This window comes from Streptomyces sp. SID3343 (genome assembly GCF_009865215.1).
Lineage (GTDB): Bacteria > Actinomycetota > Actinomycetes > Streptomycetales > Streptomycetaceae > Embleya.
Map to the genome: position 1 here is coordinate 1 of NZ_WWJX01000565.1, position 21,543 is coordinate 21,543.

At 70.3% G+C, this 21,543-nt stretch carries 21 protein-coding genes; 11 read left to right on the forward strand and 10 right to left on the reverse strand.

What is annotated here, in order from left to right; all coding sequences use genetic code 11:
- Both GT354_RS17330 and GT354_RS17335 read right to left on the reverse strand, forming a co-directional pair.
- A partial coding sequence (locus GT354_RS17330; protein ID WP_161357204.1) for an ABC transporter ATP-binding protein occupies nucleotides 1-793 on the reverse strand: 793 nt, incomplete at its 3' end.
- The gene (locus tag GT354_RS17335; protein WP_161357205.1) at nucleotides 790-1,740 is read right to left on the reverse strand and encodes an alpha/beta hydrolase; all 951 of its coding nucleotides are present in this window, start codon (nucleotides 1,738-1,740) and stop codon (nucleotides 790-792) included. The genes GT354_RS17335 and GT354_RS17330, both read right to left, overlap by 4 nt.
- A gap of 89 nt (nucleotides 1,741-1,829) precedes the next feature.
- On the opposite strand from GT354_RS17335, the gene GT354_RS17340 reads away from it, so the two are divergent.
- Complete coding sequence (locus GT354_RS17340; RefSeq protein WP_161357206.1) at nucleotides 1,830-3,221, forward strand: amidohydrolase family protein; 1,392 nt, start codon at nucleotides 1,830-1,832, stop codon at nucleotides 3,219-3,221.
- 391 nt (nucleotides 3,222-3,612) lie between these two features.
- Here the strand turns inward: GT354_RS17340 and GT354_RS17345 are convergent, their stop codons facing one another.
- Nucleotides 3,613-4,014, reverse strand: coding sequence for a peptidase inhibitor family I36 protein (locus GT354_RS17345; RefSeq protein ID WP_161357207.1), 402 nt, complete (start codon nucleotides 4,012-4,014; stop codon nucleotides 3,613-3,615).
- A 418-nt stretch (nucleotides 4,015-4,432) separates the two neighbouring features.
- Here GT354_RS17345 and GT354_RS17350 point away from each other — a divergent pair, with 418 nt between their 5' ends.
- Both GT354_RS17350 and GT354_RS17355 read left to right on the forward strand, forming a co-directional pair.
- Nucleotides 4,433-5,266 carry a hypothetical protein gene (locus GT354_RS17350; protein WP_161357208.1) on the forward strand — a complete coding sequence of 278 codons (834 nt, stop codon included), beginning with the start codon at nucleotides 4,433-4,435 and terminating at the stop codon, nucleotides 5,264-5,266.
- On the forward strand, nucleotides 5,259-5,981 hold the full coding sequence (locus GT354_RS17355; RefSeq protein WP_161357209.1) for a class F sortase: 723 nt from the start codon (nucleotides 5,259-5,261) through the stop codon (nucleotides 5,979-5,981). The genes GT354_RS17350 and GT354_RS17355 overlap by 8 nt, the downstream gene beginning before the upstream one ends.
- A gap of 96 nt (nucleotides 5,982-6,077) precedes the next feature.
- Here the strand turns inward: GT354_RS17355 and GT354_RS17360 are convergent, their stop codons facing one another.
- Nucleotides 6,078-7,292, reverse strand: a complete 1,215-nt coding sequence (locus GT354_RS17360; RefSeq protein ID WP_202511990.1) for an MFS transporter — start codon at nucleotides 7,290-7,292, stop codon at nucleotides 6,078-6,080.
- 118 nt (nucleotides 7,293-7,410) lie between these two features.
- Nucleotides 7,411-8,628, reverse strand: coding sequence for a cytochrome P450 (locus tag GT354_RS17365; protein WP_161357210.1), 1,218 nt, complete (start codon nucleotides 8,626-8,628; stop codon nucleotides 7,411-7,413).
- 367 nt (nucleotides 8,629-8,995) lie between these two features.
- Here GT354_RS17365 and GT354_RS17370 point away from each other — a divergent pair, with 367 nt between their 5' ends.
- The 3 genes from GT354_RS17370 to GT354_RS17380 all read left to right on the forward strand — a co-directional run bounded on the left by GT354_RS17370 (nucleotide 8,996) and on the right by GT354_RS17380 (nucleotide 10,893).
- A complete protein-coding gene (locus GT354_RS17370; RefSeq protein WP_161357211.1) occupies nucleotides 8,996-9,664 on the forward strand; it encodes an O-methyltransferase in 669 nt (222 codons plus the stop codon).
- A gap of 255 nt (nucleotides 9,665-9,919) precedes the next feature.
- Nucleotides 9,920-10,057: a hypothetical protein gene (locus GT354_RS17375; RefSeq protein ID WP_161357212.1), complete on the forward strand. Its 138-nt coding sequence runs from the start codon at nucleotides 9,920-9,922 to the stop codon at nucleotides 10,055-10,057.
- Entirely contained in the window at nucleotides 10,054-10,893 is an 840-nt protein-coding gene (locus GT354_RS17380) for an alpha/beta hydrolase (protein ID WP_161357213.1), read from the forward strand. The genes GT354_RS17375 and GT354_RS17380 overlap by 4 nt, the downstream gene beginning before the upstream one ends.
- A 41-nt stretch (nucleotides 10,894-10,934) precedes the next feature.
- Here the strand turns inward: GT354_RS17380 and GT354_RS17385 are convergent, their stop codons facing one another.
- The 5 genes from GT354_RS17385 to GT354_RS17405 form a co-directional block, all read right to left on the reverse strand.
- A complete protein-coding gene (locus tag GT354_RS17385; RefSeq protein WP_161357214.1) occupies nucleotides 10,935-11,402 on the reverse strand; it encodes a hypothetical protein in 468 nt (155 codons plus the stop codon).
- Nucleotides 11,403-11,716: 314 nt separating this feature from the next.
- Entirely contained in the window at nucleotides 11,717-12,106 is a 390-nt protein-coding gene (locus GT354_RS17390; RefSeq protein ID WP_161357215.1) for a helix-turn-helix transcriptional regulator, read from the reverse strand.
- A 108-nt stretch (nucleotides 12,107-12,214) separates the two neighbouring features.
- Nucleotides 12,215-12,481, reverse strand: a complete 267-nt coding sequence (locus GT354_RS17395; RefSeq protein WP_161357216.1) for a hypothetical protein — start codon at nucleotides 12,479-12,481, stop codon at nucleotides 12,215-12,217.
- Nucleotides 12,482-12,742: 261 nt separating this feature from the next.
- Nucleotides 12,743-13,729, reverse strand: a complete 987-nt coding sequence (locus GT354_RS17400) for an aldo/keto reductase (protein WP_161357217.1) — start codon at nucleotides 13,727-13,729, stop codon at nucleotides 12,743-12,745.
- Between the two features lie 143 nt (nucleotides 13,730-13,872).
- Nucleotides 13,873-14,781, reverse strand: a complete 909-nt coding sequence (locus GT354_RS17405; RefSeq protein WP_161357218.1) for an NAD(P)-dependent oxidoreductase — start codon at nucleotides 14,779-14,781, stop codon at nucleotides 13,873-13,875.
- A 648-nt stretch (nucleotides 14,782-15,429) separates the two neighbouring features.
- Here GT354_RS17405 and GT354_RS17410 point away from each other — a divergent pair.
- The 5 genes from GT354_RS17410 to GT354_RS17430 all read left to right on the forward strand — a co-directional run bounded on the left by GT354_RS17410 (nucleotide 15,430) and on the right by GT354_RS17430 (nucleotide 21,532).
- Nucleotides 15,430-16,935 (forward strand): glycoside hydrolase family 3 protein, encoded by a 1,506-nt coding sequence (locus GT354_RS17410; protein WP_161357219.1) that lies wholly within the window; start codon nucleotides 15,430-15,432, stop codon nucleotides 16,933-16,935.
- 388 nt (nucleotides 16,936-17,323) lie between these two features.
- Nucleotides 17,324-18,391 (forward strand): phytanoyl-CoA dioxygenase family protein, encoded by a 1,068-nt coding sequence (locus GT354_RS17415; RefSeq protein ID WP_161357220.1) that lies wholly within the window; start codon nucleotides 17,324-17,326, stop codon nucleotides 18,389-18,391.
- Complete coding sequence (locus GT354_RS17420) at nucleotides 18,373-19,704, forward strand: DUF6271 family protein (protein WP_161357221.1); 1,332 nt, start codon at nucleotides 18,373-18,375, stop codon at nucleotides 19,702-19,704. Before GT354_RS17415 ends, GT354_RS17420 begins: the two co-directional genes overlap by 19 nt.
- 4 nt (nucleotides 19,705-19,708) lie before the next feature.
- Nucleotides 19,709-21,019: a type III PLP-dependent enzyme gene (locus GT354_RS17425; protein ID WP_237535067.1), complete on the forward strand. Its 1,311-nt coding sequence runs from the start codon at nucleotides 19,709-19,711 to the stop codon at nucleotides 21,017-21,019.
- Nucleotides 21,020-21,532 (forward strand): GNAT family N-acetyltransferase, encoded by a 513-nt coding sequence (locus GT354_RS17430; RefSeq protein ID WP_161357223.1) that lies wholly within the window; start codon nucleotides 21,020-21,022, stop codon nucleotides 21,530-21,532. It begins immediately after the preceding gene.
- The last annotated feature ends 11 nt before the right edge of the window (nucleotides 21,533-21,543 follow it).

Sequence of the window (21,543 nt, forward strand, 5' to 3'; positions counted from 1 at the left end):
GGGGGGCGGGCGGGGCGGGGTCGCCCTCGGCCGATCCGACCGCTGCCGCCGACCCGGGCGACCCCGTCGCTCCGGGTGTACCCTCCGACCCGGTCGAGCCGAAGTAGTACTCGTGCAGCAGTTCGCTCTTGCCGCGCAGCTCCGCGCACGGTCCGTCGTGCACGATGCGGCCCTTGCGCAGGACGTAGGCGTCGGTGCCCACGCTCAGGGCGAGGTTGGCGAACTGCTCGATCAGCAGCACTGCCAGTCCCGCCGCGGCCAGTTCGCCCACCACGCGCATCAGCCGGTGGACCACCAGCGGCGCCAGGCCCAGCGACATCTCGTCGAGCAGTACGACCTTGGGGTCGGTGACCAGGGCGCGGCCCAGGACGAGCATCTGTTGCTCGCCGCCGGACAGGTGGCCGGCCTGGAGGGTGCGGCGTTTGTACAACTCGGGGAAGAGCCGGTAGACCGTCTCCGGGTCGCCGGCGCCGGCTCGGGCGACCAGCAGGTTCTGTTCGACGGTGAGCGTGCGGAACGTGGTGCGGGCCTGTTCGACGTAGCCGACGCCGGCCTTGGCACGCTTGTGCACAGGCAGTTTGTGCACGGCGCGGTCGCCCAGTTCGATGCTGCCGGACGTCGTGCGCACGAGTCCGGCGATACCGTCCATCAGGGTGGTCTTGCCGGCGCCGTTGGCGCCCAGGAGTACGGTCACCGCCCCTGCGGCCACGTCCAGCGACACGTCGTGCACCACGGGCACTTCGTCCCGGCTGATGCTGACGTCCCGCAGTCGCAGGACGGCCTCGACGCTCAACTCCGCTCCTTGGCGAACGCGTCGCGCAGCGCGTGGATCACGTGCGCGTGCGCCTTGCTCGCGTCGGTCAGGTCGGTGGCCAACAGGCCGAAGAAGCCGTGGATGAGGCCGTCGAGGCGGATCGTCTCCGCGTCGTTGCCCGCGGCGCGCAGGGCCCGCGCGTAGTCCTCACCCTCGTCGCGCAGCACGTCGTACTCGGCGCCGAGCACGAGCGCCGGTGGCAGGCCGGACAGGTCGGCGGCGCGTAGCGGGAGCAGGTAGGGATCGGCCAGGTCCGCCGCGTCGCGCGGATACTGCTCGAAGAACCAGTCCATGCTCGCCTTCGACATGAAGTAGCCGTCGGCGAAGTCCGCGTACGACGCGCGCCCGTCGTCGGGGTGGCCCACCACGGGCGAGACGAGTACCTGGAGAGCGATCGGCGGGCCGGCCAGGTCGCGGGCCTTGAGTGCGACGACGGCGGCCAGGTTGCCGCCCGCGCTCTCCCCGCCGACGGCGATCCGGTCGGGGTCCACCGACCACCGTTCGCCGTGCTCGTGCAGCCACCGCACCGCCGCGTAGGAGTCGTCGGCGGCGGCCGGGTACGGGTTCTCGGGGGCGAGTCGGTAGTCCACCGAGACCACCACGGCGTCGGCTCCCGCGGCCACGGTGCGACACGCGAACTCGTTCTCGTCGAGGCAGCCGATCGTCCAGCCGCCGCCGTGGAACCAGACGAACACCGGGAACGGGCCCGCCCCGTCGGGGGTGTAGATCCGGACCGGGATGTCGCCGCCGGGGCCGGGGATCACGTCGTCGCGTACCGAACCCACGGCGGGCAGGTGGTCGGGCATGGTCCAGCTCAGCTGGAATCCCTCGCGCATGGCCTGGGCGTCCAGGACGATCGGGGCGGGGTCCGAGTTCGTGTCCCGGGCTCGCTCGATGACCCTTCGGGCTTCCGGATGCAGGGGCATCGCTGCCTCCCAATCGCTCGCAGATCGTATCTGATTGCGTGTACGGTATGAGTTCCCGGAATGCCTGTCCAGACCCCAGGAGGAATAAGGTGCGCAAACCCGATACGGCGGCGCCGCCCCGGCCGGCAGACCTCGTACTCACCGGTGGGCCGGTGCACACCTTCGACGCCCACGACCGGACCGCCCGCGCGCTCGCGATCGGCGAGGGCCGGATCACCCGCGTCGGCACGGAGGACGAGATCGCCCCGCTGATCGGACCGCGCACCCGAGTGGTGCCCCTGCGCGGACAGGCGGTCCTGCCGGGGATCAACGATTCGCACCTGCACGGGGTCTGGCTCGGCGCGATGTGGCCCCACCTGCTGATGGAGCAACTCGCGGCGGACGCGGGCCCGACCGCGCCGATGCCGGCCCTGCGTACGCGCGACGACCGGCGCGCCGCGATCCTGCGCACGCGTGACCTGTTGGCCCCGCTCGGGATCACCAGCTACACCGAACCGGGCCTGGGACCGGGCGAGGACGCCGGCGCGAGCGGGTGCTTCGGCTCGGCCGCGCTCGCCGACTACGCCGAACTGGCCGCCGAGGGACTGCTTTCGGCGCGCGTCACCGCGCTGTTGCTGTTCGGTGAGCTGGACGGGCCCAGCACGGCAGGGGGGTTCGCGACGGGGCTGCGCGAATTCGCCGCGCCGGCGGACGTGTCGGGCTGGTTCCGGGTCGCCGGCGTGAAGATCTTCGCCGACGGCATCCCGCCGATGCGCAACGCCTGGATGTGCGAGCCCTACCCGGACGGGTCACACGGGTCGCTGCTGATCGACGGCGACTCCGCCGGGCAACGGCAGCACCGGTTGGAGGAGATGATCCACGCCGCGCACGCCGCCGGTCACCAGATCGGCGTGCACTCCACGGGCGACCGCACGTCGTCGGTGGTCGTGGCGGCGCTGCGCGCGGCGAGCGCCGGCGACGGGCGCGCGGCCCGGCACTACCTCATCCACGGCGACCTGCTGCACCCCGCGACGCTGGCCGACATGGCCGCCGCCGGTATCGGGCTCAACACCCAACCCGGCATCGCGGTGGCCACCCGGCACCTGCTGCACGACACCCTCGGCGCGGACACGCTCGCCCGGATGTGTCCCACCCGAGACGCGCTCGATGCGGGCGTCGAGGTATGCCTGAGCTCGGACTCCCCCGTCCTGAGCCCGGATTGGCGGCGCGGCGTGGTCGCCGCCGTCACCCGCGCGGGCGTCGACGGCACACTGTGCGGGCCCGACCAACGCCTGGCCGTCCGCGAGGCACTGCACGCCTACACCACCGCCCCGGCCCGCCAGGACGGCGCCGAGGCGTGGAAGGGTTCGCTGGAGCCGGGCAAGGCGGCCGACCTGTGCGTCCTGGAAACGGACCCCCTGTCGATCGAGGTCGCGGCGCTGCCCGACGTCGCGATCACGCTCACCGTGGTCGACGGCCGCATCGTGCACGAGCGAACCTGACATCGCTCGAAGACCCGGTCACCCGTGGTTCGGCGTACCGCGGCTACCGGGGCGTTTCGACGGCTGCGGTGGTCGTCGCGCGGGGCATCGTGATCCCCTCGGCCGCCGTGGCAGTCGGCGGGACCGCGCGCAGAATCGCCGTGTCCGACCGGTAACCGGTCGTGCCACCACGCGCTCTGGGCGTGAGCGGGAAGAACGGGCCGGATGGACCGTTTTCCGTATCCCCCCGGCCCTGCCCACCGAGCCGGCAAAAGACAGCCACGCCGCCCGACGCCCGCGTGGCGTGGGCCGATTCCCTCGTCGACTACCGGTACTTCCGCCCCTGATCATCCGCCGTCGCGCTGCGCCCGCACCGGGTCCGAGCGTGGGAGCGTGATCGCGGGTCGCCGACCTACCGGCCGTAATCCCTGCCGACGACCAGCGTCTGCCCCGTCGGGAGGGTGGACGCGAGGTCTCGATCGCTGTCGACGCGCCCGTCACCGGTGTACTGGTAACAGGGGAACGCAATGCAGACCGCGGGGCGACTGGCGCCGTAGAGCAGGTCGAAGCCGGTGCGGTTCGCGATCGACAGGATCGGCGCATCGATGGGGTAGCCGGCATCCCGACGATCCTCGACGAGCCGTGCGGCAACGACGGTTCGGGGTCCGGTGAAGTCGGGCGCACCGTAGACGCACAGGCTTTCGACCGGACAGGACGCGACGGCCTGAGCCCGGGCGGTCGGGGCGAGACCGGCTCCGCTCAGGAGGGCGACCGCGGCGACACCGGCGGCCAGGGTCGCGCTTCGACGGACCACGAGACATGCCCTCTCTGTTCGAAGGTCTGAATTTCATGTGACGCTTCCCCACCGACGGCGAGGAGCGAAGCGGCCGACCCTTCGGGCGACCCGGCCAAGAATGCCGGCCCACCGGTCCCCTCTCGCGAACGACGCGCCGGGCCTCGATCGCCCCATGACCCGCTACGCCCAATCGGCCGCAGCACCAAGCCTGTTGTCCCACTTCGCGCAAGTCGTCACAAACACCGCAAACACTGCCGACAGCGCTCGGCGCGCGCGGCGAATCACGGTCCCATGCTCACCCGCTGATCGCCCATAAGTGTCACATAAAGATGTATTGGGTGATTTTTGCGCGATATACGGCAACTTTCCGTTTGTCGTCGCGTCCTCCCGTCGGACTCCCGATCACGCGCCGACCGAGAAGGAGAGAACAACCCTGATGCGTACCTCTCGTGTCTTCTGCACCTCTGTAGCCGCCGGCCTGCTCGCTGTGGCCATGGGCGGCACCGCCGCTGCGACCGAAGACCCCGGCCCGCAGGCCAAGGACGTCAAGGCCGCAACGTCCGGCACCGGCAGCGACTCCCACGACAAGCAGGGCGCCAAGACCGAGTCCGGCGCCTCGCGCGGCGACAAGACCGACCAGCCCAACCGGCATTGCCCGCCGAAGGGCGAGAACAAGGGCGACAAGAAGGGCGAGCACAAGGGCGAGTCCAAGGACGACAACAAGGGCGAGCACAAGAGCGAGTCCAAGGACGACAACAAGAGCGAGCACAAGAACGAGTACAAGGACGACAAGGGCGAGCACAAGACGGAGCACAAGACCGAGAGCAAGACCGAGAACAAGTACGAGACCAAGCCCGTGAGCAAGCCGGACCACAAGCCCGAGCACAAGCCCATGGGTAAGCCGGACCACAAGCCCGTCGACCGGCCGGTGATCGTCAACAACACGAACACCACGATCACCACCAACACTCTCGTCCACACCACGAACGTGGTGAACAACACCAACAACGTGGTCCACCACCACGCCAAGCACGAGCCGAAGAAGCACGACCCCGCCAAGCACACGTCGCACAAGCACGCGACGAAGCCCATCGCCCCCGTGGTCAACCCTGGCACCCAGACCAGGACGCTTCCGGTCGGCTCGGTCGCCGGCGGGGCGGGCGGCAGCACCGAGTCCGACAACGGTCTGCTCGGACTGGGCGCCGCCCTCGCCCTCGCGGGTGCCGGTGCCGGCGCGTTCGCGATGCGCCGGGGCAGCCTGCGTGGCTGACACACCCTTCGTACGCCGCTTCGGCCGCCGCCTCTTCTTGGCGGCGGCCGTCGCTGCGCTCGTGTGCGGCATCGTGCTCGCGGTGATCGGATACCAGGACCACCGCCCGCCCGCCGCGGCCCGCGCCGCGCCCAAGGTCGCGGCCCCGGCGGCGCTTCCCCTGTCTCCCGCGGCCCCCGACGGCGGGGCTGCCGGTCGACCGGCCGATCCCGCCGCCGCGCCGGCACCCTCGCCACCCGTCGAAGGTCCGATCCTCGCTCGCTCGGAGCCCGTCGCGGTGGACATCGCCGAGGTCGGTCTGCACGCGTCCGTGATCGCGGTCGGACTCGAACCCGACGGCAGCGTCCAGGTGCCGCCGCCCGACAACGGGCGCAAGGCCGGTTGGTACAACCAGGGCCCCACGCCGGGCGAGATCGGTCCCGCCGTCGTGGTCGGCCACCTCGACTCGCAGTCCGGTCCCGCGGTCTTCTTCGACGTGGGCAGGGTGCACCCGGGCGCGACGGTGGAGGTCCGGCGCGCGGACCAGAGCACGGCGGTCTTCACCGTCGACACCGTGGAGCGATACGCCAAGTCGGAATTCCCGACGCTCAGGGTGTACGGCGACCTGAACAAGGCCGAACTGCGCCTGATCACCTGCGGAGGGGACTACGACCCCGCCAACGGTGGCTACCAGGACAACACCGTGCTGTACGCCCACCTGACCGGCTCCCACTGACCCTCACCGACACCGGGGACCGGCCCCACACCGGGCCGGCCCCCGGGCCCGAGGCCGTCACCGAAGCCGTCCCCACCACCTCCCGGGGATCGACGATCAACCGGACGCCCTGCGACGACCGATGTGTTCACCCAGGCACGACAGCACGGTGAGCAGACCGAAACCGGCCCCCAGAGCGCAGACTCCGCTCCAGCCGGTGTGGGTCCACACCACGGAGGTGAGCGCGGATCCCACGACGCCACCCAGGAAGTACGACGTCATGTACAGCGAGTTCAGTCGGCTGCGGGCCTGCGGTTCGAGCGCGTACACCACGTTCTGGTTGCTGATGTGTACCGCCTGCACCGCCAGGTCGAGGACCAGGATGCCGGCGAGCAGCCACGCGAGCCCGTGCTCGCCCGCGAGCAGAAGTGCCCACGAGGCGAGCAGCAACAGCGCGCCGACCCCCGTCACGACGTACACCAGGCCGCGGTCGGCCAGCCGTCCGGCCACCGACGCCGCGGCCGATCCCGCCGCGCCGGCCAGTCCCATCAGGCCGATGGCCGCGGTGGACCAGCCGTACGCCGGCCCGGACAGCAGGAACGTCAGCGAGACCCACAGCACGGTGAACGCCCCGAAGCTCGACGCGCCTGTCAGGGTCCGCCACCGCAGTGCCGGATACTCGCGCCACAACCGGGCCATCGACCGGAACACGGCGCGGTAGGGCGCGCGTTCGGCCGGCGGGAACGGCGGCAGCACCCGCCGAAGCAGCAGCGCCACGGCCAGCATCAGCACCGCGTTGACCCAGTAGACCGTGCGCCACCCGCCGAGTTCGGCGAGGCCGCCCGCGGCCGTTCTGGCCAGCAGGATGCCCAGCAGCAGTCCGGCCATCACCGTGCCCACCGCGCGGCCGCGCAGTTCGGGAGCCGCCATGGTCGCCGCGAACGGCACCATGACCTGCGCGCCGACCGAACACAACCCCGTCACCGCGAGACCGACGAACAGCATCGGCGCGTTCGGCGCGGCGGCGGTCCAGATCAGTCCGGCGGCCGTCGCGGCGCACAGGGCCACCGTGAGCCGGCGCCGCTCCAACAGGTCGCCCAAGGGTACGAGCAGCACCAGCCCGCACACGTAGCCGATCTGGCTGACGGTCACCACGAGCGCGGCGGTACCCGAACTCATCCCGAACCGCTCGGCCATGACGTCGAGCAGCGGCTGGGCGAAGTAGTTGCCGGCCACCGACAGTCCGGTGGCGGTGGCCATCAGCAGCAGTGTGGGCCGCGTGATACCGGCGCCGGCGGTGCCGCGGCCGGTGCCCTGCGCCGCATGCTTCATCGGGCGGTCCGCGTCCCGAACCGGAATCGGCCCGGGCTCGGATCGGTGCTCGAATCCGAATGCCGACGCGGTTCCGGGCGCGGTTCCGGGCTCGGACCAACGCGCGGCGAGCGGAAGTTCACCAGGTGACCGGAAGGCTTTCGGGGCAGGCGAAGAACCCGCCGTCCGCCTTCCTCACCTCGTGCGGTTCGACCGCGAGCCGCAGGCGCCCGAGCCGCTTGAAGAGCACCTCGTAGGCCGCCGCCAGGACCACGGTGGCCAGGACCGAGCCCAGACAGAAGTGCGGCCCCGCGCCGAAGAAGACGGACCCCTTCTCCCTCCGCCGCACGTCGAACACGTGGGGATCGACGAATTCCCGGGGATCGTGCGCGGCCGCGAGCGCGGAGGTGACGATCCCCTCGCCCGCGGACACCACGATGCCGTGTCGTTCGACGTCCTCGACGGCCACTCGGGGGAAGTTGGTGATGCCGTTGTTGTGATAGCGCAGCACTTCGCGCACCGCCTCCGGCCACAGCTCGGGACCGCGTACGCACTCGCCCAGTTGGCGGGGATGTCGCAGCAACGTCATGACTCCCACCGTAAGCGGTGGGACGAGGGGATCGGTCACGTTCATCAGCAACAGACCGGTGGTACCGATCGCCTCCTCTCGGGTGATCGTCCCCTCGCGCGCGGCCCGCGCCAGTGTGGTGACGAGCCCGGACGCGCCACCCTTCGACTCCGCGGCCCGGTCCACCAGCCGACCGGCCAGCTCGGTCAGCGCGGTGGTCGCCGAGGTGATCTGTTCCTGGCTGCCGAGCAAGTCCAGTTGTCGGCGGATGTGTTCCTGCGTCGTGGCGTGCTCCGCTCGGCTGAGGCCCATCACGTCGCCGGCGACTCGCGCGACGAGCGGTTCACTGAAGTCCTCGACCAGATCCGCGCCCTGCCCGGCGCGCTCGATGTGATCGAGCAGGTCGTGGGCGTGCCGCTGGGTGGTGGCCCGCCAGACGTCGGCCGAGCGGCGGGTGAAGCACGAACTCAGCACGCCGCGCAGGCGGGTGTGGTCGTCCCCCTCCATGTTGAACAAGGATCCCGCGACCGAGGTGAGGTCGTCCCCGGCCATCCGGGGCGCCCCGGGGAAGACCAGGTCGCGGGAAAACCGCGGGTCGTTCATCACGAAGCGCACGTCCGCATGGCGGGTGACCAGCCACAGCCGATTGCCACTGGGCATCTCGACCGGGCACAGCGGGCGGTTGTCCCGCAGTTCGGCCAGGATCGGCGGAACCGTGAAAAGCGGGCCGGGCGGGAAGTCGCCGGGAATCTTGAGCACATCCGCTGCGGGCCAGTCGACGATCTTCATGTTCTCCCTTGCCCGGCCGCTGCGGCGGCCGACGGTGGTGGCCGGCCGCCGGGAGGCATCCCGAAAGCGGATCGGTGCACGAGTGGGTCGTGCCGGCGCGTCGCCGGGCCGGGGCCGACGTGCACGCCGGTCACTTTCCCCAACCGAACGGTGAGCGCACGTTCGGCCGAACATTTCCCCCCTTCGGGTGAACCCGCCGAACGACCCCGAAGCGCGTCGCAGGCAAGGTCGCGGTGTCGCAGCCGAGTTGCCCGGTCCCGCGCGACGCGACCCGCCACGTACGCTCGATGCGTCCGATGGTCCGGGCCGGGCGGCATTGTCGATGGCGCCCGGTCGTGGGCGGTTCGTCACCTGGAGGAGTGCTTTCATGTCACAACAGCAGCAATGGACCGCGATGGACCGCTACTTCACCGATCTGCTCGGCACCGACGACAAGGTGTTGGAGGCCGCACGGCGCGACAGCGACGCTTCGGGCCTGCCGCCGATCGCGGTCGCCCCCAACCAGGGTCGACTGCTCCAACTCCTGGCCCAGGTCCGGGGCGCGCGGCGAATCCTGGAGATCGGGACGCTCGGCGGGTACAGCACCATCCATCTGGCCCGCGCGCTGCCCGCCGACGGCCGACTCGTCACCCTCGAATACGCGCCCCGACACGCCGAGGTCGCCCGCGCGAACATCGCCCGGGCCGGGTTCGCCGACCGGGTCGAGGTGCGCGTCGGCGCGGCCTTGGACACTCTGCCGGTGCTTGCCGCCGAGGGCGGCGACCCCTACGACATGATCTTCGTCGACGCCGACAAGGACAACTACCCCCACTACCTGGAGTGGTCCCTGCGGCTCGCCCGAATCGGCACGTTGATCATCCTGGACAACGTCGTCCTCGGCGGCGAGGTTCTCGACCCGGCGGCCGGACCCCGAGCCCAGGGCATCCGCAGCACGATGGAGATGCTCGCCCGCGAACCTCGCGTCAGCGCCACTGCCCTCCAAACGGTCGGCGACAAGGGCTGGGACGGCTTCGCCTTGGCACTGGTCATCGGCTGACCGCCGCCGTCGCCGGCCGACCTCTCCGGCTCGGTGCGAGAGGCTGCTTCGCCCCGATCCCGGCGAGCGCCGACCCGCCCCGGCTGCGGGGCCGAACGACGGCACATACCAGTCCGGGCATGGAGTGGTGGTAGAAAGGTATTTGCCGGGCATAGGCAAAGGTGGCCAGGCTGCCATGCGGAGTTCCACGCTCCGCCGAAGGCGCGAAAGCCCGGAACCCGGCAGCCCGAACCGCGACCGACGAAACCGGGCGCGTTGGCTGCCGGGCGGCCGGGAGTGGGCCCGGACAAGGGTTGGGAGAGGGCAGGACACATGCAGACGGTGAAGCTCGACGAGCACGCGCCCGACCACGGCATCGCCGAGCAGACGATCCGGCAGGGGCGACGGGCATGATCGACGAAGCCCTGGACATCGCGTACAACGCCCGGGACACGGTCGGCCCGAAGCGCTTCGCCGAACTGATGGCGCGCTACCGCGCGGAGTCGGACGCCGCGATCGACGGCCTGCCGGGTGCACCGGGCATCGAGTACGACGCGGACAGCGCGGAGCGCCTGGACGTGTGGGGGCCGGGCACCGCCGACCTGCCGCGGCCGGTGTTCGTGTTCGTACACGGTGGCTACTGGCGGGCGCTGTCCCGGGCCGACTCGGCGTTCATGGCGCGCATGCTCCACGAACAGGGTGTGGCCACCGTGGTCCCGGACTACACGCTCGCGCCGGCCGCGACGCTGGAGGAGATAACCCGACAGGTTCGCGCGGCGATCGAGTGGGTGTACCGAAACGCCGACACGTACGGCCTCGACCGCAACCGCATCGTCGTGGGCGGCAGTTCCGCCGGCGGTCACCTGGCGGCGATGACGCTGGTCGGCGGGTGGCAACAGGCATCGGGCCTGCCCGACAACGTCGCCGCCGCGGGCCTGGCGATCAGCGGGCTGTACGACGTGCGTCCGCTGGTGCACACCCAGGCCAACACCTGGCTCGACCTGGACGACGCCCGTGCGACCGCGCTCAGTCCCCTGGTGTGCGCGGTGGCCGAGCCCGTCCCGACGGCCCTCGTGGTGGCCGAGCACGAGGCGAGCGGCTTTCACGAGCAGGCCGAACTGATGCGTGCCGCTTGGGACACCGACCTGCTGACGATCCCGGGCCGCAACCATTTCGACGTCATCCTGGATTTGGCCGACGCGGAGAGCGTGCTCTCCCGGACCTTGCTGAACCTGATCCGGGGACTGTGAACGACGGTCGTGCGCCGCGCGGACGCTCGCGTGGAGGGCGGTCAGCGCACGGACACCGGCACCGGCACCACGAGCCGAACGGCCGCCCTGGCTCGGGTCGAGTCGGTGCCGGCGTCCCGTAGCCGCAGGCGCAGCGTGTAGCCGTGCGCGGGCTCCGGCGTGTCCCGCGCCAGGGTGCCGGTGACGCAGTCGATGGTCACCGCGTCGGCGTGACGGACGAAGAACACCGGACCGGCGACGGCGGCGAGCAGGGCGATGGCATCGGCGAACAACGCGGCGCTGCGCGGGCGGGAGTGGACGACGTCGACCGCGTACACCCCGTCCGGCTGGACTTCGGTACCGAGCAATCGCCATGGCGAACCGGGCAGGTTACACGCCACTCGCAATCGGGGCAGCAGCTCCGCTTCCGGATTTCCGCCCGGCCACAGCGCCGCCTGCTCCGCCAACTCCCCCAGCGCGCGCAGCGGCTCGTCGCCGGCGGGTACCGAGGACATCCCGAACGATTTCATGAGGTAACGGTACGATCACCCCACACGTTCGGCCTGTCGTGGCCGTCGTCGTCCGGGGGTTCTCCAGCCGTCCGTGGGGGTGGACGCCGCCTGGGTACGGCTTCCGGCCGGGATGCGTCCCGGCCGAACCCCGCAGGACGAGGCCCGGTCTGCCGCCGGTCGGGGTGAGCGATCCGCGGTCGGGCGGGGGGCGGCGTACCCGGACGGCCGCATCGACGGGCGCCGCGACGGTTCGCCTGCGGTTGCGCCGATCGGCGCAAGCGCACGGGTGCTTTTCGTCGCCGGCGACGACATCGGCGGCGACCGGTCGTCGCCTACTGCCGGGCCACGCGTTCGTCACCCGCGCGGGAACCGCCGTCCGGCTCGGCGAGGGTTTCGCCCGCCCGTGTCGCGCACCTGGATCCGGTGGCCTCGGCGGCCCGGTAGAAGCGACGGCTTCGACCGTTGACCATCCTCGGCTCGGCGACCAGGACGCCGTCCGCCTCCATGCGACGCAGCATCGGATACAGCACTCGGGAGGTGACCTCGTACTCGTTTCGGGTCAACTCCTCCAGCATCCACGCGTCGTGGAACTCCCGTTCGGCCGCGCACCGCACGATGTGCCGCCACATCGCGGCCCGCCGAGACCTGTGCATGTCGCTCACCAACTCTCCCGCCATCCGATGGCGGATCCAACCGATCGCGGTCTTCGAGGCAGCACGCATCGCCGCTGCGGCACGAGGACGGGACCGGACGGGGACGGGGACGGGGACGGGGACAGGTATGGGAACGCCGCCCCGCGGCAGGTCACGCGGCAGCGGAGGGTGGCCGACTCACGTACCGCCGAGCGGCAGTTCGACGAACACGTTCGGATCGAACGGCGCCCATTCGGCCGGCCCGCCACCCACCACTCGGTATCGACACCAGTCCTCGCCGGTCCGACCCCGCCACCTGGCGTTGATCAACCCGAGCACCCAATCGCCGCCCCCGCCCCGGATTTCCACGGGCTGGTAGACGCGGCGCACTTCGGTCTCGGGCGGACTGTAGGTCGAGGCGACGACCGACTCCCGGAGGACGAAACCGTCCCGACGATCGCTCACCACTTCTGCTCCATCCGCATCCCCATCGCCATCCCCGATCTCCAGGCGGCCGAGTGGCCCCGACGCAGTGGTACTCGGCGAGACCGGCTTCTACATATCTGTAGAAACCCTACCGCAGAGTCGAACTCGACCGTCGGACCGACGCCGTGGCGCACCGGCGAACGGCGGATTCCCGGGGATGGCCCCACGCGCGGCGGTGACATGCCGCTCACGGGCCGGGCAGCCCCGCGCGCCCGGCCCCGCCCCCGATGACCTCAACGGTCAGCAGGCCGCGTCCAATCGGGCCCGTTGGTCCTCGGTCAGGTCCAGGTCCACTGCGGCCAGGGTCTCCTCCAACTGGGCGACCGAGGACGCCCCGACCAGGGGAAGGATCGGGAACGGACCACCGATCTGCCACGCCAGCACCACCTGGTTCACCGTCGCCCCCGTCTCTCGCGCGACGTCGCGCAGGACCGCCAAGCGGACGGGCGTGCCCGGGTGGTCGTAGTCCGAGGGCAACGGCTTGTCCGCGCGGGCGTACGCGCCGCCGAGCAACGGCGAGTAGGCGACCAGCGTCAGGTCGGGCTCGGCCCGCAGATAGCTCAGCAGTTCGGGCCCGGCGTGGCCGAGGCTGCCGTCCTCGAACTGGCCGTAGGGCATGTCGTAGCGGGGCCGCAGGTGGCTGTGTTGGTACTGCAGAACCTCGTAGCCGGGCAGCCCGCCGGCCGCCGCGACGGCGCGGGCCCGCTCCACGCGCCACATCGCGTGGTTGCTCACCCCCAGCAGCCCGACCGTGCCCTCGGCGACCAACTCGGCGAAGCCCTCGACGGTTTCGCGCAGCGGGACGGCCCGGTCCTCGATGTGCGCGTAGAGCAGGTCCAGTTTGTCCACGCCCAGGCGTTCGCGGCTGCGCTCGGCGGCCTCGCGGATCGCCTTCGCGGACAGCCCTTCGGCGTTGTCGAGGTAGCCGGTACCGGGCGCGAGCGGGGCCGCGCCCAGTTTGGTGGCGATCACCGTCTCGTCGCCGATACCGCGGCTGCGCCGCCACCGTCCGAGCAGCGCCTCGCTCTGCCCGCCCCGGCTGCCGTCGGCCCAGAACGCGTAGTTGTCCGACGTGTCGATGAACGTGCCACCGGCCTCGACATAGCGGTCCAGGACCGCGAAGGAGGTCTTCTCGTCGGTCAGCGTGCCGAAGAGCATCGCGCCGAGCGCGAGCACGCTCACCTCACGGCGGGTGGCCGGGTCGGTGCCGATGGTGCGGTACTTCATGGTGGGTGTCCCTCCGGTCCGGCTCGTCGTCGCCGAGCCACACCGGGGAGTCTCCGACCTGGAGCGCGCTCCAGGTCAACCCTCACCGGTACGTCGCCGATCCCGACGGGCCCGTCGGGATCGGCCGGTGTCGGGGCCGGCGGTCAGCGGGTTTCGTCGTGGACGCGGCGGATGCCGGTACGCCAGTCCACGGCGCAGGGGCCGGTGATCGCGGTGCGGCGGGTGGTGTCGAGGATCTGACCGCGCAGGGTGCCGGGTTGTTCGCGGACCTCGACGGTGGCGCCCTTGCCGGTGAGTTCGCCCATGTACGCGGCCCAGTCCTGGACGCCGACCGGTTCGTCCCCGCCCCAGTTGACGACGGTGGCCGGGGCCGTGGCCGCGTCGAGGAGGGCCTCGGTCTGGGTGTTGATGTCGTCCTGGTGGATGGGGCTGTACATGCACGGATCCCAGCGGGTGACGACCGGTTCGCTCGCGCGGACGGCGGCCAGGTGGATGCCGGGCAGGCCGCCGTTGCCGTAGGAGCCGTACGAGGCGTTCATCCGGGCGATGACCACGGGCAGGTCGAAGGCGCGGGCGCAGTAGCGGGCGACGGCCTCCTCGGCGATCTTGGAGACGGAGTAGGTCTGCGCGTACGCGACGTTGGCGTCGCCCAGGGCGGCGTCCTCGCCGTACACGTGGTGCGGGTCCGCGTGCGGCTTGAGGACCGACGCGGTGGACATCACGAGCGCCGCCTTGGCCTTGCGGCAGTGTTGCAGCAGCAGTCCGGTGCCCTCGGCGTTGACCCGCAGGGCGTGGTCGTAGTCCAGTCCCTCGCCGAGGAAGGCGGCCAGGTGCAGCACGTACGTGAAGTCGTCGGGCAGGCCGTCGTACGAGCCGGTTGCCAGATCCACTCTGCGGGTGGTGACGCCGAGGGCGTCGACGCGCTCGCGTTCGCCGGGGGCGCCGAACCGCGCGATGCCCCACACGTCGTTGTCCTTCGCGAGGTATCGGGTGAGCGGGAACGCGATCTGGCCGGCCGGGCCGGTGATGAGGATCTTCTCGCCGGACAACACGTGGACGTACCTCCTGGAGTGACCGAACCTCACTGACTACACGAACCCGCCACACGGAACCAGGGCGTCTTTCGCACTGAAACGCCTCGGGGCTCGTCGGTCGGTCGGTTCGGGTACGCCGGTCGGGGCGCGTGGGACCGGAGTGGGCTTCCGCTCCGGTCCCGGGCCCGGCGAACTTTGGTCGACGTCGGCGTCTCCGGTGAAAGAACGGGATCCGAACGGGGCCGCGGTGGTCGGAGTGCGTCCCGACGCCGCCGCGGTGTGCTGCCTCACCGCCTTCACACTCGTGGTTTCCACCGCCCGATCCGGCCGCTTCCCGCTTTCGTCGGGGGCTCCGCGCGTGGCCCGCAACTCGGCTTCGACCAGCGGTGGTTCACGGACGGCAGCCGGTCGCCGAGTCGCTCCTCGTGCCGGCCCGGAACGAACCGAACCGTGCCGGCCATCCGTCCGGTCGGCTCGGGCAAACACCCGCAAACAGCCCTCGCCCGGTGCGGTAACTGCCGCTGTCGCGGACGGTGTTCATCGACGCCCGCCGACCGGGCGAGCACTTGACGCGGTAACTGGTCTAGGCCAATATCAAATTGGTCTGGACCACACGCCTTGCGCTCCGGTCTATCCATCGGCACCCCCCAGGAAGGCCGGCCGACCTTGCCCAGTACACGAAACAGTGAACTGACGACCCTTGCCTACAAGATTCTTCAGCCTGGATTCAAGGGCCACGAGGCACCGGAATGGCTGCTCCGCCGGATCGGTGAGGGTCTGTCGAGTGTTGTCCTCTTTTCCCGCAACATCGCCAACGCAGGGCAACTGGCGAGACTCACCGCGCAACTGCGCGCGGAAAACCCCGACCTCGTCATCGCCATCGACGAAGAGGCCGGCGACGTCACCCGGATCGAGTCGCTGACCGGCAGTTCGCGACCGGGCAACCTGGCCCTCGGCGCGATCGACGACCCGGACCTGACCGAGGCGGTCGCCCGGGACATCGGACACGAACTCCGCTCGGCCGGAATCAGCCTCACCTACGCACCGAGCGCGGACGTCAACTCGAATCCCAACAACCCGGTCATCGGCGTCAGGTCGTTCGGCTCGACCACCGACCTGGTCTCGCGGCACACCGCCGCCTGGATCCGCGGCCTGCAAGCCGCGGGCGTGGCGGCGTGTGCCAAGCACTTCCCCGGCCACGGCGACACCGAGGTGGACTCCCATCACGGGCTGCCCACCTACAACGCGTCCGTCGAGCTGATCCGCGAGCAGGCGTTGCCGCCGTTCCGCGCGGCCATGGAGAGCGGCGTTCGGGCGGTGATGAGCGCCCATCTGCTCGTCCCGGCCTTCGACGCCGACCTCCCCGCCACGCTGAGCTCGCGCCTTTTGGTCGACCTGCTGCGGACCGAACTGGGCTTCGAGGGCCTCGTCATCACCGACGGCATCGAAATGGGCGCCGTCAGCGACCTCTTCGGCATCGACGGCGCGACCGTGCGGGCCGTGGCCGGCGGCTCCGACGCGGTGTGCGTCGGCGGGGAGAGTTCCGATCCCGAGGTCGTCGACGTTTTGAGCGCGGCCCTGGTGGCGGCGGTCGACGACGGCCGACTTTCCGAGGAACGGCTCAGGGAGGCGGCGGCCCGGGTCGAGGTCTTCTCCGACTGGTCGAAGGGCATCTTCCGGGCGGCGCCGCCACATCGGATCAAGTCCGACATCGGTTTCGTCGCCGCCCGCCGCGCCGTGCGCCTGACCGGGTCGCAGACCGGCCGCCTGCCGCTCGGCGCGCCTGCGCACGTGGTGGAACTCATCCCGACGATGAACCTCGCCATCGCCAAGGAAACTCCCTGGGGCGTGGCCGCGCCACTGCGCGAGCGACTGATCGGCACCACCTCGGTCGGGATCCACGAAGAGGACGTGAGCGGCGACACCCTGTCCGTCCTCGATCGATACGCACTGGTGCCGGCGGCCGAACGGCCGCTGGTGATCGTGGTCCGGGACGTGTTCCGGCACGCCTGGATGGCGAACTCTCTCAAACACCTGCTGAGCGCCCGGCCCGACGCGATCGTGGTCGAGATGGGCCTGCCCACCGGACACACGCACGGCGCGGTGCACATCGCGACGTTCGGAGCCACGACGGCATCGGGCGTGGCCGCCGCCGAGGTGCTGGCGGGCTGACCCTGTCACCGGCGCAATCGGCCTCGACCGCCCGGCCCCCACCGGGCGGTGAGCGTCGCCGGTTGCGCCGTGCTCCATACCCGACGACATCCCCCTCGTACCGACGAACCTCCTTCCCCCCACAACGGTGCCCCCGCGACCGGCTGCCGCATCGAGATGCGCGCACCGATGCGACGAGGCGTCGCCGCATCGCGTTCCGTCTCGTGCCGTCTCCTCACGTTTCGGGACGAGCCGAGCGGAACGCAGGCCGCCCCGAGACGTGTCCGGTCCGCGAGCCGCCACCGGTACGTCTCCGGCGCACGGGCCGCCGCGCGGCGCCCGCCGTGCCCGACGCGCCCAGCGAGGCCGCCGCTCCCGGACACCGCACATCGAACTCTGGAGTGGTTGCATGCCGACGCCCGACCGATTCCTGTATCGAGCCTCCTCGGACACCCCGTACTTCAGCGCGGACGGTGAGACGTACCTGGCCGCGACACCGCTGCGAGACATCCACAAAAAGCGACCGCTGCGCGTGCTGTCCGAAGAGGACTTCGCCTTCTGGCAGACGTACGGCTACGTCGTCGTCAAGGCCGCGATCCCCGCCGACGCGGCGCAGCGGCTGCTGGAGTTCGCGTGGGACTTTCAAGGGCTCGATCCGGCCCGGCCGGAGAGTTGGTACTCGGATCACCGCGAGTTCCGCTCGGATCTGGACCGAGAACTGCACATCTACGGGTTCGTCGAGGCGTACCACCACCAGTTGCTGTGGGACAGCCGTCAGACGCAACGCGTCTACGACGCGTTCGTCGACGTGTGGGACTGCGAAGAGCTCTGGGTGACGCTGGATCGGCTCAACTTGAATCCGCCCAACGTCAAGGACCGCGACCGCGCGCACATCGCGCCCACGGACGAGGGCTTCGACATCGAACTCCACTGGGATGTCGACACCACCCTCAGCGTGTTGCCGCAGCGGGTGCAGGGCATCATCGCGCTCGACGACACCAAGCCGGACCACGGCGGTTTCCAGTGCTCACCCGAGCTGTTCCGCCACTTCGACCGGTGGAAGTTCGGGCAACCGGCCGACCGGGATCCGATCAGGCCCCGGGCCGACCGGACCGAGTTTCCCGTGGTCCGGCCGGAGCTCGAAGCGGGCGATCTGCTCATCTGGAACGGTCTGTTGGCCCACGGCGTGGCCCGCAACGTCTCGGAAAGCGGTGTTCGCGCGGTCCAGTACCTCTCCATGATGCCCGCGCTGGAGTCGCACCAGGAGATGACGCGCTCCCGGGTCGAGTCGTGGCGCCACCTGAGCACCCCGGACTGGAACAAGACGCTCGTCGGCGACGCCACGAAGCACGAATCCCTCAGGTACGGCACCGCCACGCTCAACGACCTCGGCGCAAAGCTGTTGGGGCGCGAATCGTGGCGCGGGCAAGAACTCGAAGCCTCGACCGGAGAACTGGCATGCGCAAAATCTGCCTGACCCTGCCCACGAACCGGCCCTGCTCGGCGACGATTTCGGCGATCGCAGCGGAAGCCGCCCACGCGGCAGAGCACTTCGACGTCGAGGTGCACCTGCTGATCCTGGACTCCTCCGACGAGCAGGCGCGTGCCGAGCACGCGACGGTCGTCGGCGAGATCGAGGGAACGCCGAACGTGATCGTGCACCACCTCGACGAAGCGCGGCAACGGGCGTTCCTGCGCGAGGTGATCGACCGGGCCGCGGTCGCCAAGCCCGATCTGATCCTCGATCTGATGCTGCCGGCCGGGGTTTCGTACGGCGCCTGCACCAATCGCGCGTTTTTGCTCGCCGGCGCTCTCGGGTGTCGATCGATCCACCGCCGGGACTCGGACAGCAGTTACCAGGTCCTCGACGGCGAAACCGTATTTCCCATCCATCACGAGCTCGGGTCGCTCGGGAAGCGTGCGATCGACGCGGCCGGCGCAGTGTCGGACAACGCCCTGGATCCGTCGCTGGCCGACCGCCCGGTGTCGTTGGTGGGCAGTTCCTTCGTGGGCGAACTGTCCGTGGACATCGGTGAGATCAGGCAGCTCGACCCCGACGTCTACCACGACGTGGTCAGCCTGTGGGCCCCCGGCCACTGGTCCGACGCGCAAAAGCGGGATCTGGTCGAGGAATCCTTCCGAGGCGCCGGCACCGAGTCGTTCGTCGAGGATCGCTCGACCCTGACCGTCGTCGACCCCATGCGGCTGGACATGTGCAACATCAGCTTCGATCACGAGGTGTACGACCGCGTGCCGCTGCCGCCGGCGACCGACACCATCGGCAGCGACTACTTCCTCATGCACCTGGTGTACGACGCCGGGTTGCCCGGGGTCCTGCACAACCGCAACATCGTGAACTTCTACACCACCGAACGACGCACCGACGCCGGATTCGCGGCCTATCAACTGCGGTTCACGAAATTCTTCCTGTCGATGCTCTACTTCAACTTCGTCTACGAGCGGATGGCGGCGGCCGATGCCGCGCTGCTCGACGAGCACCATCGCGTGCGGGCGTCCGCGATCGTCGACCTGGCCAGGGAGAGCACCCTGCTGGACCAGGAGGAGAACGTCCGGCGGCTGAGCACGCTGGATCGTTCCTACCGACGACTGGGCGGCAGATACGCGGAGTTCGCCGACGTCCTCGCGTCCCGCGGCGGGCAACTCCTCGACGAGGCCCGGCGTGATCTCGACGATTTCGCACTGCTCGTCGAAGCGTGGGAACCGCTGATGCGGGCGAGCAAGGCCACGAGCGTCCGCCGGCTCGGTAGCCGGATCCCGACCAGCACTTAGGCACATGAATACACATATGCGCAGCGCCCTGGCAGCCGCCCCCGACGATCAGATCGTCTTCGATCTCGCCGGAATCGAGAGACAGTACGCAACGCTCGTCCGTGAACTGCCCGGCATCCAAGTCCGGTTCGCGATGAAGGCATGTCCCGTGGACGAGGTGCTCACCGCTCTCGCGGACCGGGGCGCCGGCTTCGACGCGGCGGGTCCCAACGAGATCGCGCAGGCGATCAGGACCGGTGTACCGATCGAGCGGATCCACTACGGCAACACGATCAAGTCCGACCGGAGCATCATCGACGCCTATCGGCTCGGGGTCCGGGACTTCGCCACCGACAGCCTGGAGGACGTGGCGGCGATCGCGGCCCACGCACCCGGTGCGCGGGTGTTCTGCCGGCTGGCCACCAGCGGCGAAGGGGCGCTGTGGGGCCTCAGCCGAAAGTTCGGCTGCTCGGGCGCGGACGCGGTACGCGTGCTCGAAGCCGCGCGCGTCGCAGGGCTGACCCCGGCGGGCCTGTCCGTGCACGTCGGTTCCCAGCAGATGACCGCCGAGGCCTGGCAGGAGGCGATCGCCCGGATCGCGCAGGTGGTCGTGACCCTGGACGAGCGCGGCATCTTCCTCGACCACGTCAACCTCGGCGGCGGCCTGCCGGCCGGCGGCTATCTCGACAAGCGCGGCAGGCCGCTGGACCCGCCGGTGGACGAGATGTTCGCCGTGATCCGCGAGGGCATGCGCCTGCTCCGGAAGGTGTCACGGACCCCGCTGGACTTCCGCATGGAGCCGGGACGCTTCCTGGTCGCCGATCAGGGCGCGATCAGGGCGCACGTGTCCCGACTGACGTCGCGGCAACAGCTCAACGGCGAACGGCAGTACTGGCTGTATCTGAGCTGCGGGAAGTTCAACGGCCTGTACGAGATGGACGAACTCCAGTACCGGCTGGTGTTCCCCTCGCACCCGGCTGCGGCGTACGTACCGGCCGTGGTCGCGGGCCCCACGTGCGACAGCGACGACGCCTACGCGCACGAGGACAATCTCGTCCAGGTGCCGGAGGCGCTCGCCTCGGGAGACCCCGTCTGGATCCTCTCCTCGGGAGCCTACGCCACGAGTTACTCGACTCAGGGCTTCAACGGCTTCAGCCCGCTTCCGTACAGCTTCATCAACGTCGTCGACGGTGAGCACGGTGAGCACGGCGAACGGCATGGAGAACTCGGCGAACTCGGCGAAAGCGGCGAACGCGACGACAGCAACGACCGGGAGGCGCCGGGACTTCGGGGGTCGGTCTCCGGTGTCTGCGTATCGATGGCGGGTCGGCAGTAGATGAGCACGACGCACCGGGTGGTCGAGGACGTGCGCATACGGCACCTCACCGACGACGACTGGGACGGCATCGCGACCCTCGAGGCCGACATGTACACCGACAGCGCGTTGTCGGAGGAGCGGTCCGCGCTGGAGTCCAGGGGGCGCGCGTCGCCGAGCACGTGCTTCGTGCTGGAGTGTGACGGGCGGATCGCGGGCTATGCGCTGGCACTGCCCTATCCCGAGTTCCGATACCCCGATCTGGCCCGGCCGGAGGGGTCCGTACACCGGTCGTCCAACCTGCACCTGCACGATCTCGTGATCGCCGAGGACCTGCGTGGCAGGGGGTGGGCCAAGCGTCTCCTGCACCGGCTGACCATGACGGCCGCGGCGCGGTCGCACGATCGGATCTCGCTGATCGCCGTCGGCGGCAGCGAGCCTTTTTGGTCGGCCAACGGCTTCAAGCCCCACCACGAACTCGGGCTCGCCAAGAGCTACGGCGCGAACGCGGTCTACATGTCCAGGGCGGTGTGAGGTGTCGAGCC

Bases quoted from the DNA above. Each gene is read 5' to 3' on its own strand.
- GT354_RS17335 (WP_161357205.1), bottom strand. From the start codon at position 1,740: ATGCCCCTGCATCCGGAAGCCCGAAGGGTCATCGAGCGAGCCCGGGAC.
- GT354_RS17350 (WP_161357208.1), top strand. From the start codon at position 4,433: ATGCGTACCTCTCGTGTCTTCTGCACCTCTGTAGCCGCCGGCCTGCTC.
- GT354_RS17360 (WP_202511990.1), bottom strand. From the start codon at position 7,292: ATGAAGCATGCGGCGCAGGGCACCGGCCGCGGCACCGCCGGCGCCGGT.
- GT354_RS17365 (WP_161357210.1), bottom strand. From the start codon at position 8,628: ATGAAGATCGTCGACTGGCCCGCAGCGGATGTGCTCAAGATTCCCGGC.
- GT354_RS17370 (WP_161357211.1), top strand. From the start codon at position 8,996: ATGTCACAACAGCAGCAATGGACCGCGATGGACCGCTACTTCACCGAT.
- GT354_RS17380 (WP_161357213.1), top strand. From the start codon at position 10,054: ATGATCGACGAAGCCCTGGACATCGCGTACAACGCCCGGGACACGGTC.
- GT354_RS17385 (WP_161357214.1), bottom strand. From the start codon at position 11,402: ATGAAATCGTTCGGGATGTCCTCGGTACCCGCCGGCGACGAGCCGCTG.
- GT354_RS17390 (WP_161357215.1), bottom strand. From the start codon at position 12,106: ATGCGTGCTGCCTCGAAGACCGCGATCGGTTGGATCCGCCATCGGATG.
- GT354_RS17400 (WP_161357217.1), bottom strand. From the start codon at position 13,729: ATGAAGTACCGCACCATCGGCACCGACCCGGCCACCCGCCGTGAGGTG.
- GT354_RS17415 (WP_161357220.1), top strand. From the start codon at position 17,324: ATGCCGACGCCCGACCGATTCCTGTATCGAGCCTCCTCGGACACCCCG.
- GT354_RS17420 (WP_161357221.1), top strand. From the start codon at position 18,373: ATGCGCAAAATCTGCCTGACCCTGCCCACGAACCGGCCCTGCTCGGCG.
- GT354_RS17425 (WP_237535067.1), top strand. From the start codon at position 19,709: ATGAATACACATATGCGCAGCGCCCTGGCAGCCGCCCCCGACGATCAG.
- GT354_RS17430 (WP_161357223.1), top strand. From the start codon at position 21,020: ATGAGCACGACGCACCGGGTGGTCGAGGACGTGCGCATACGGCACCTC.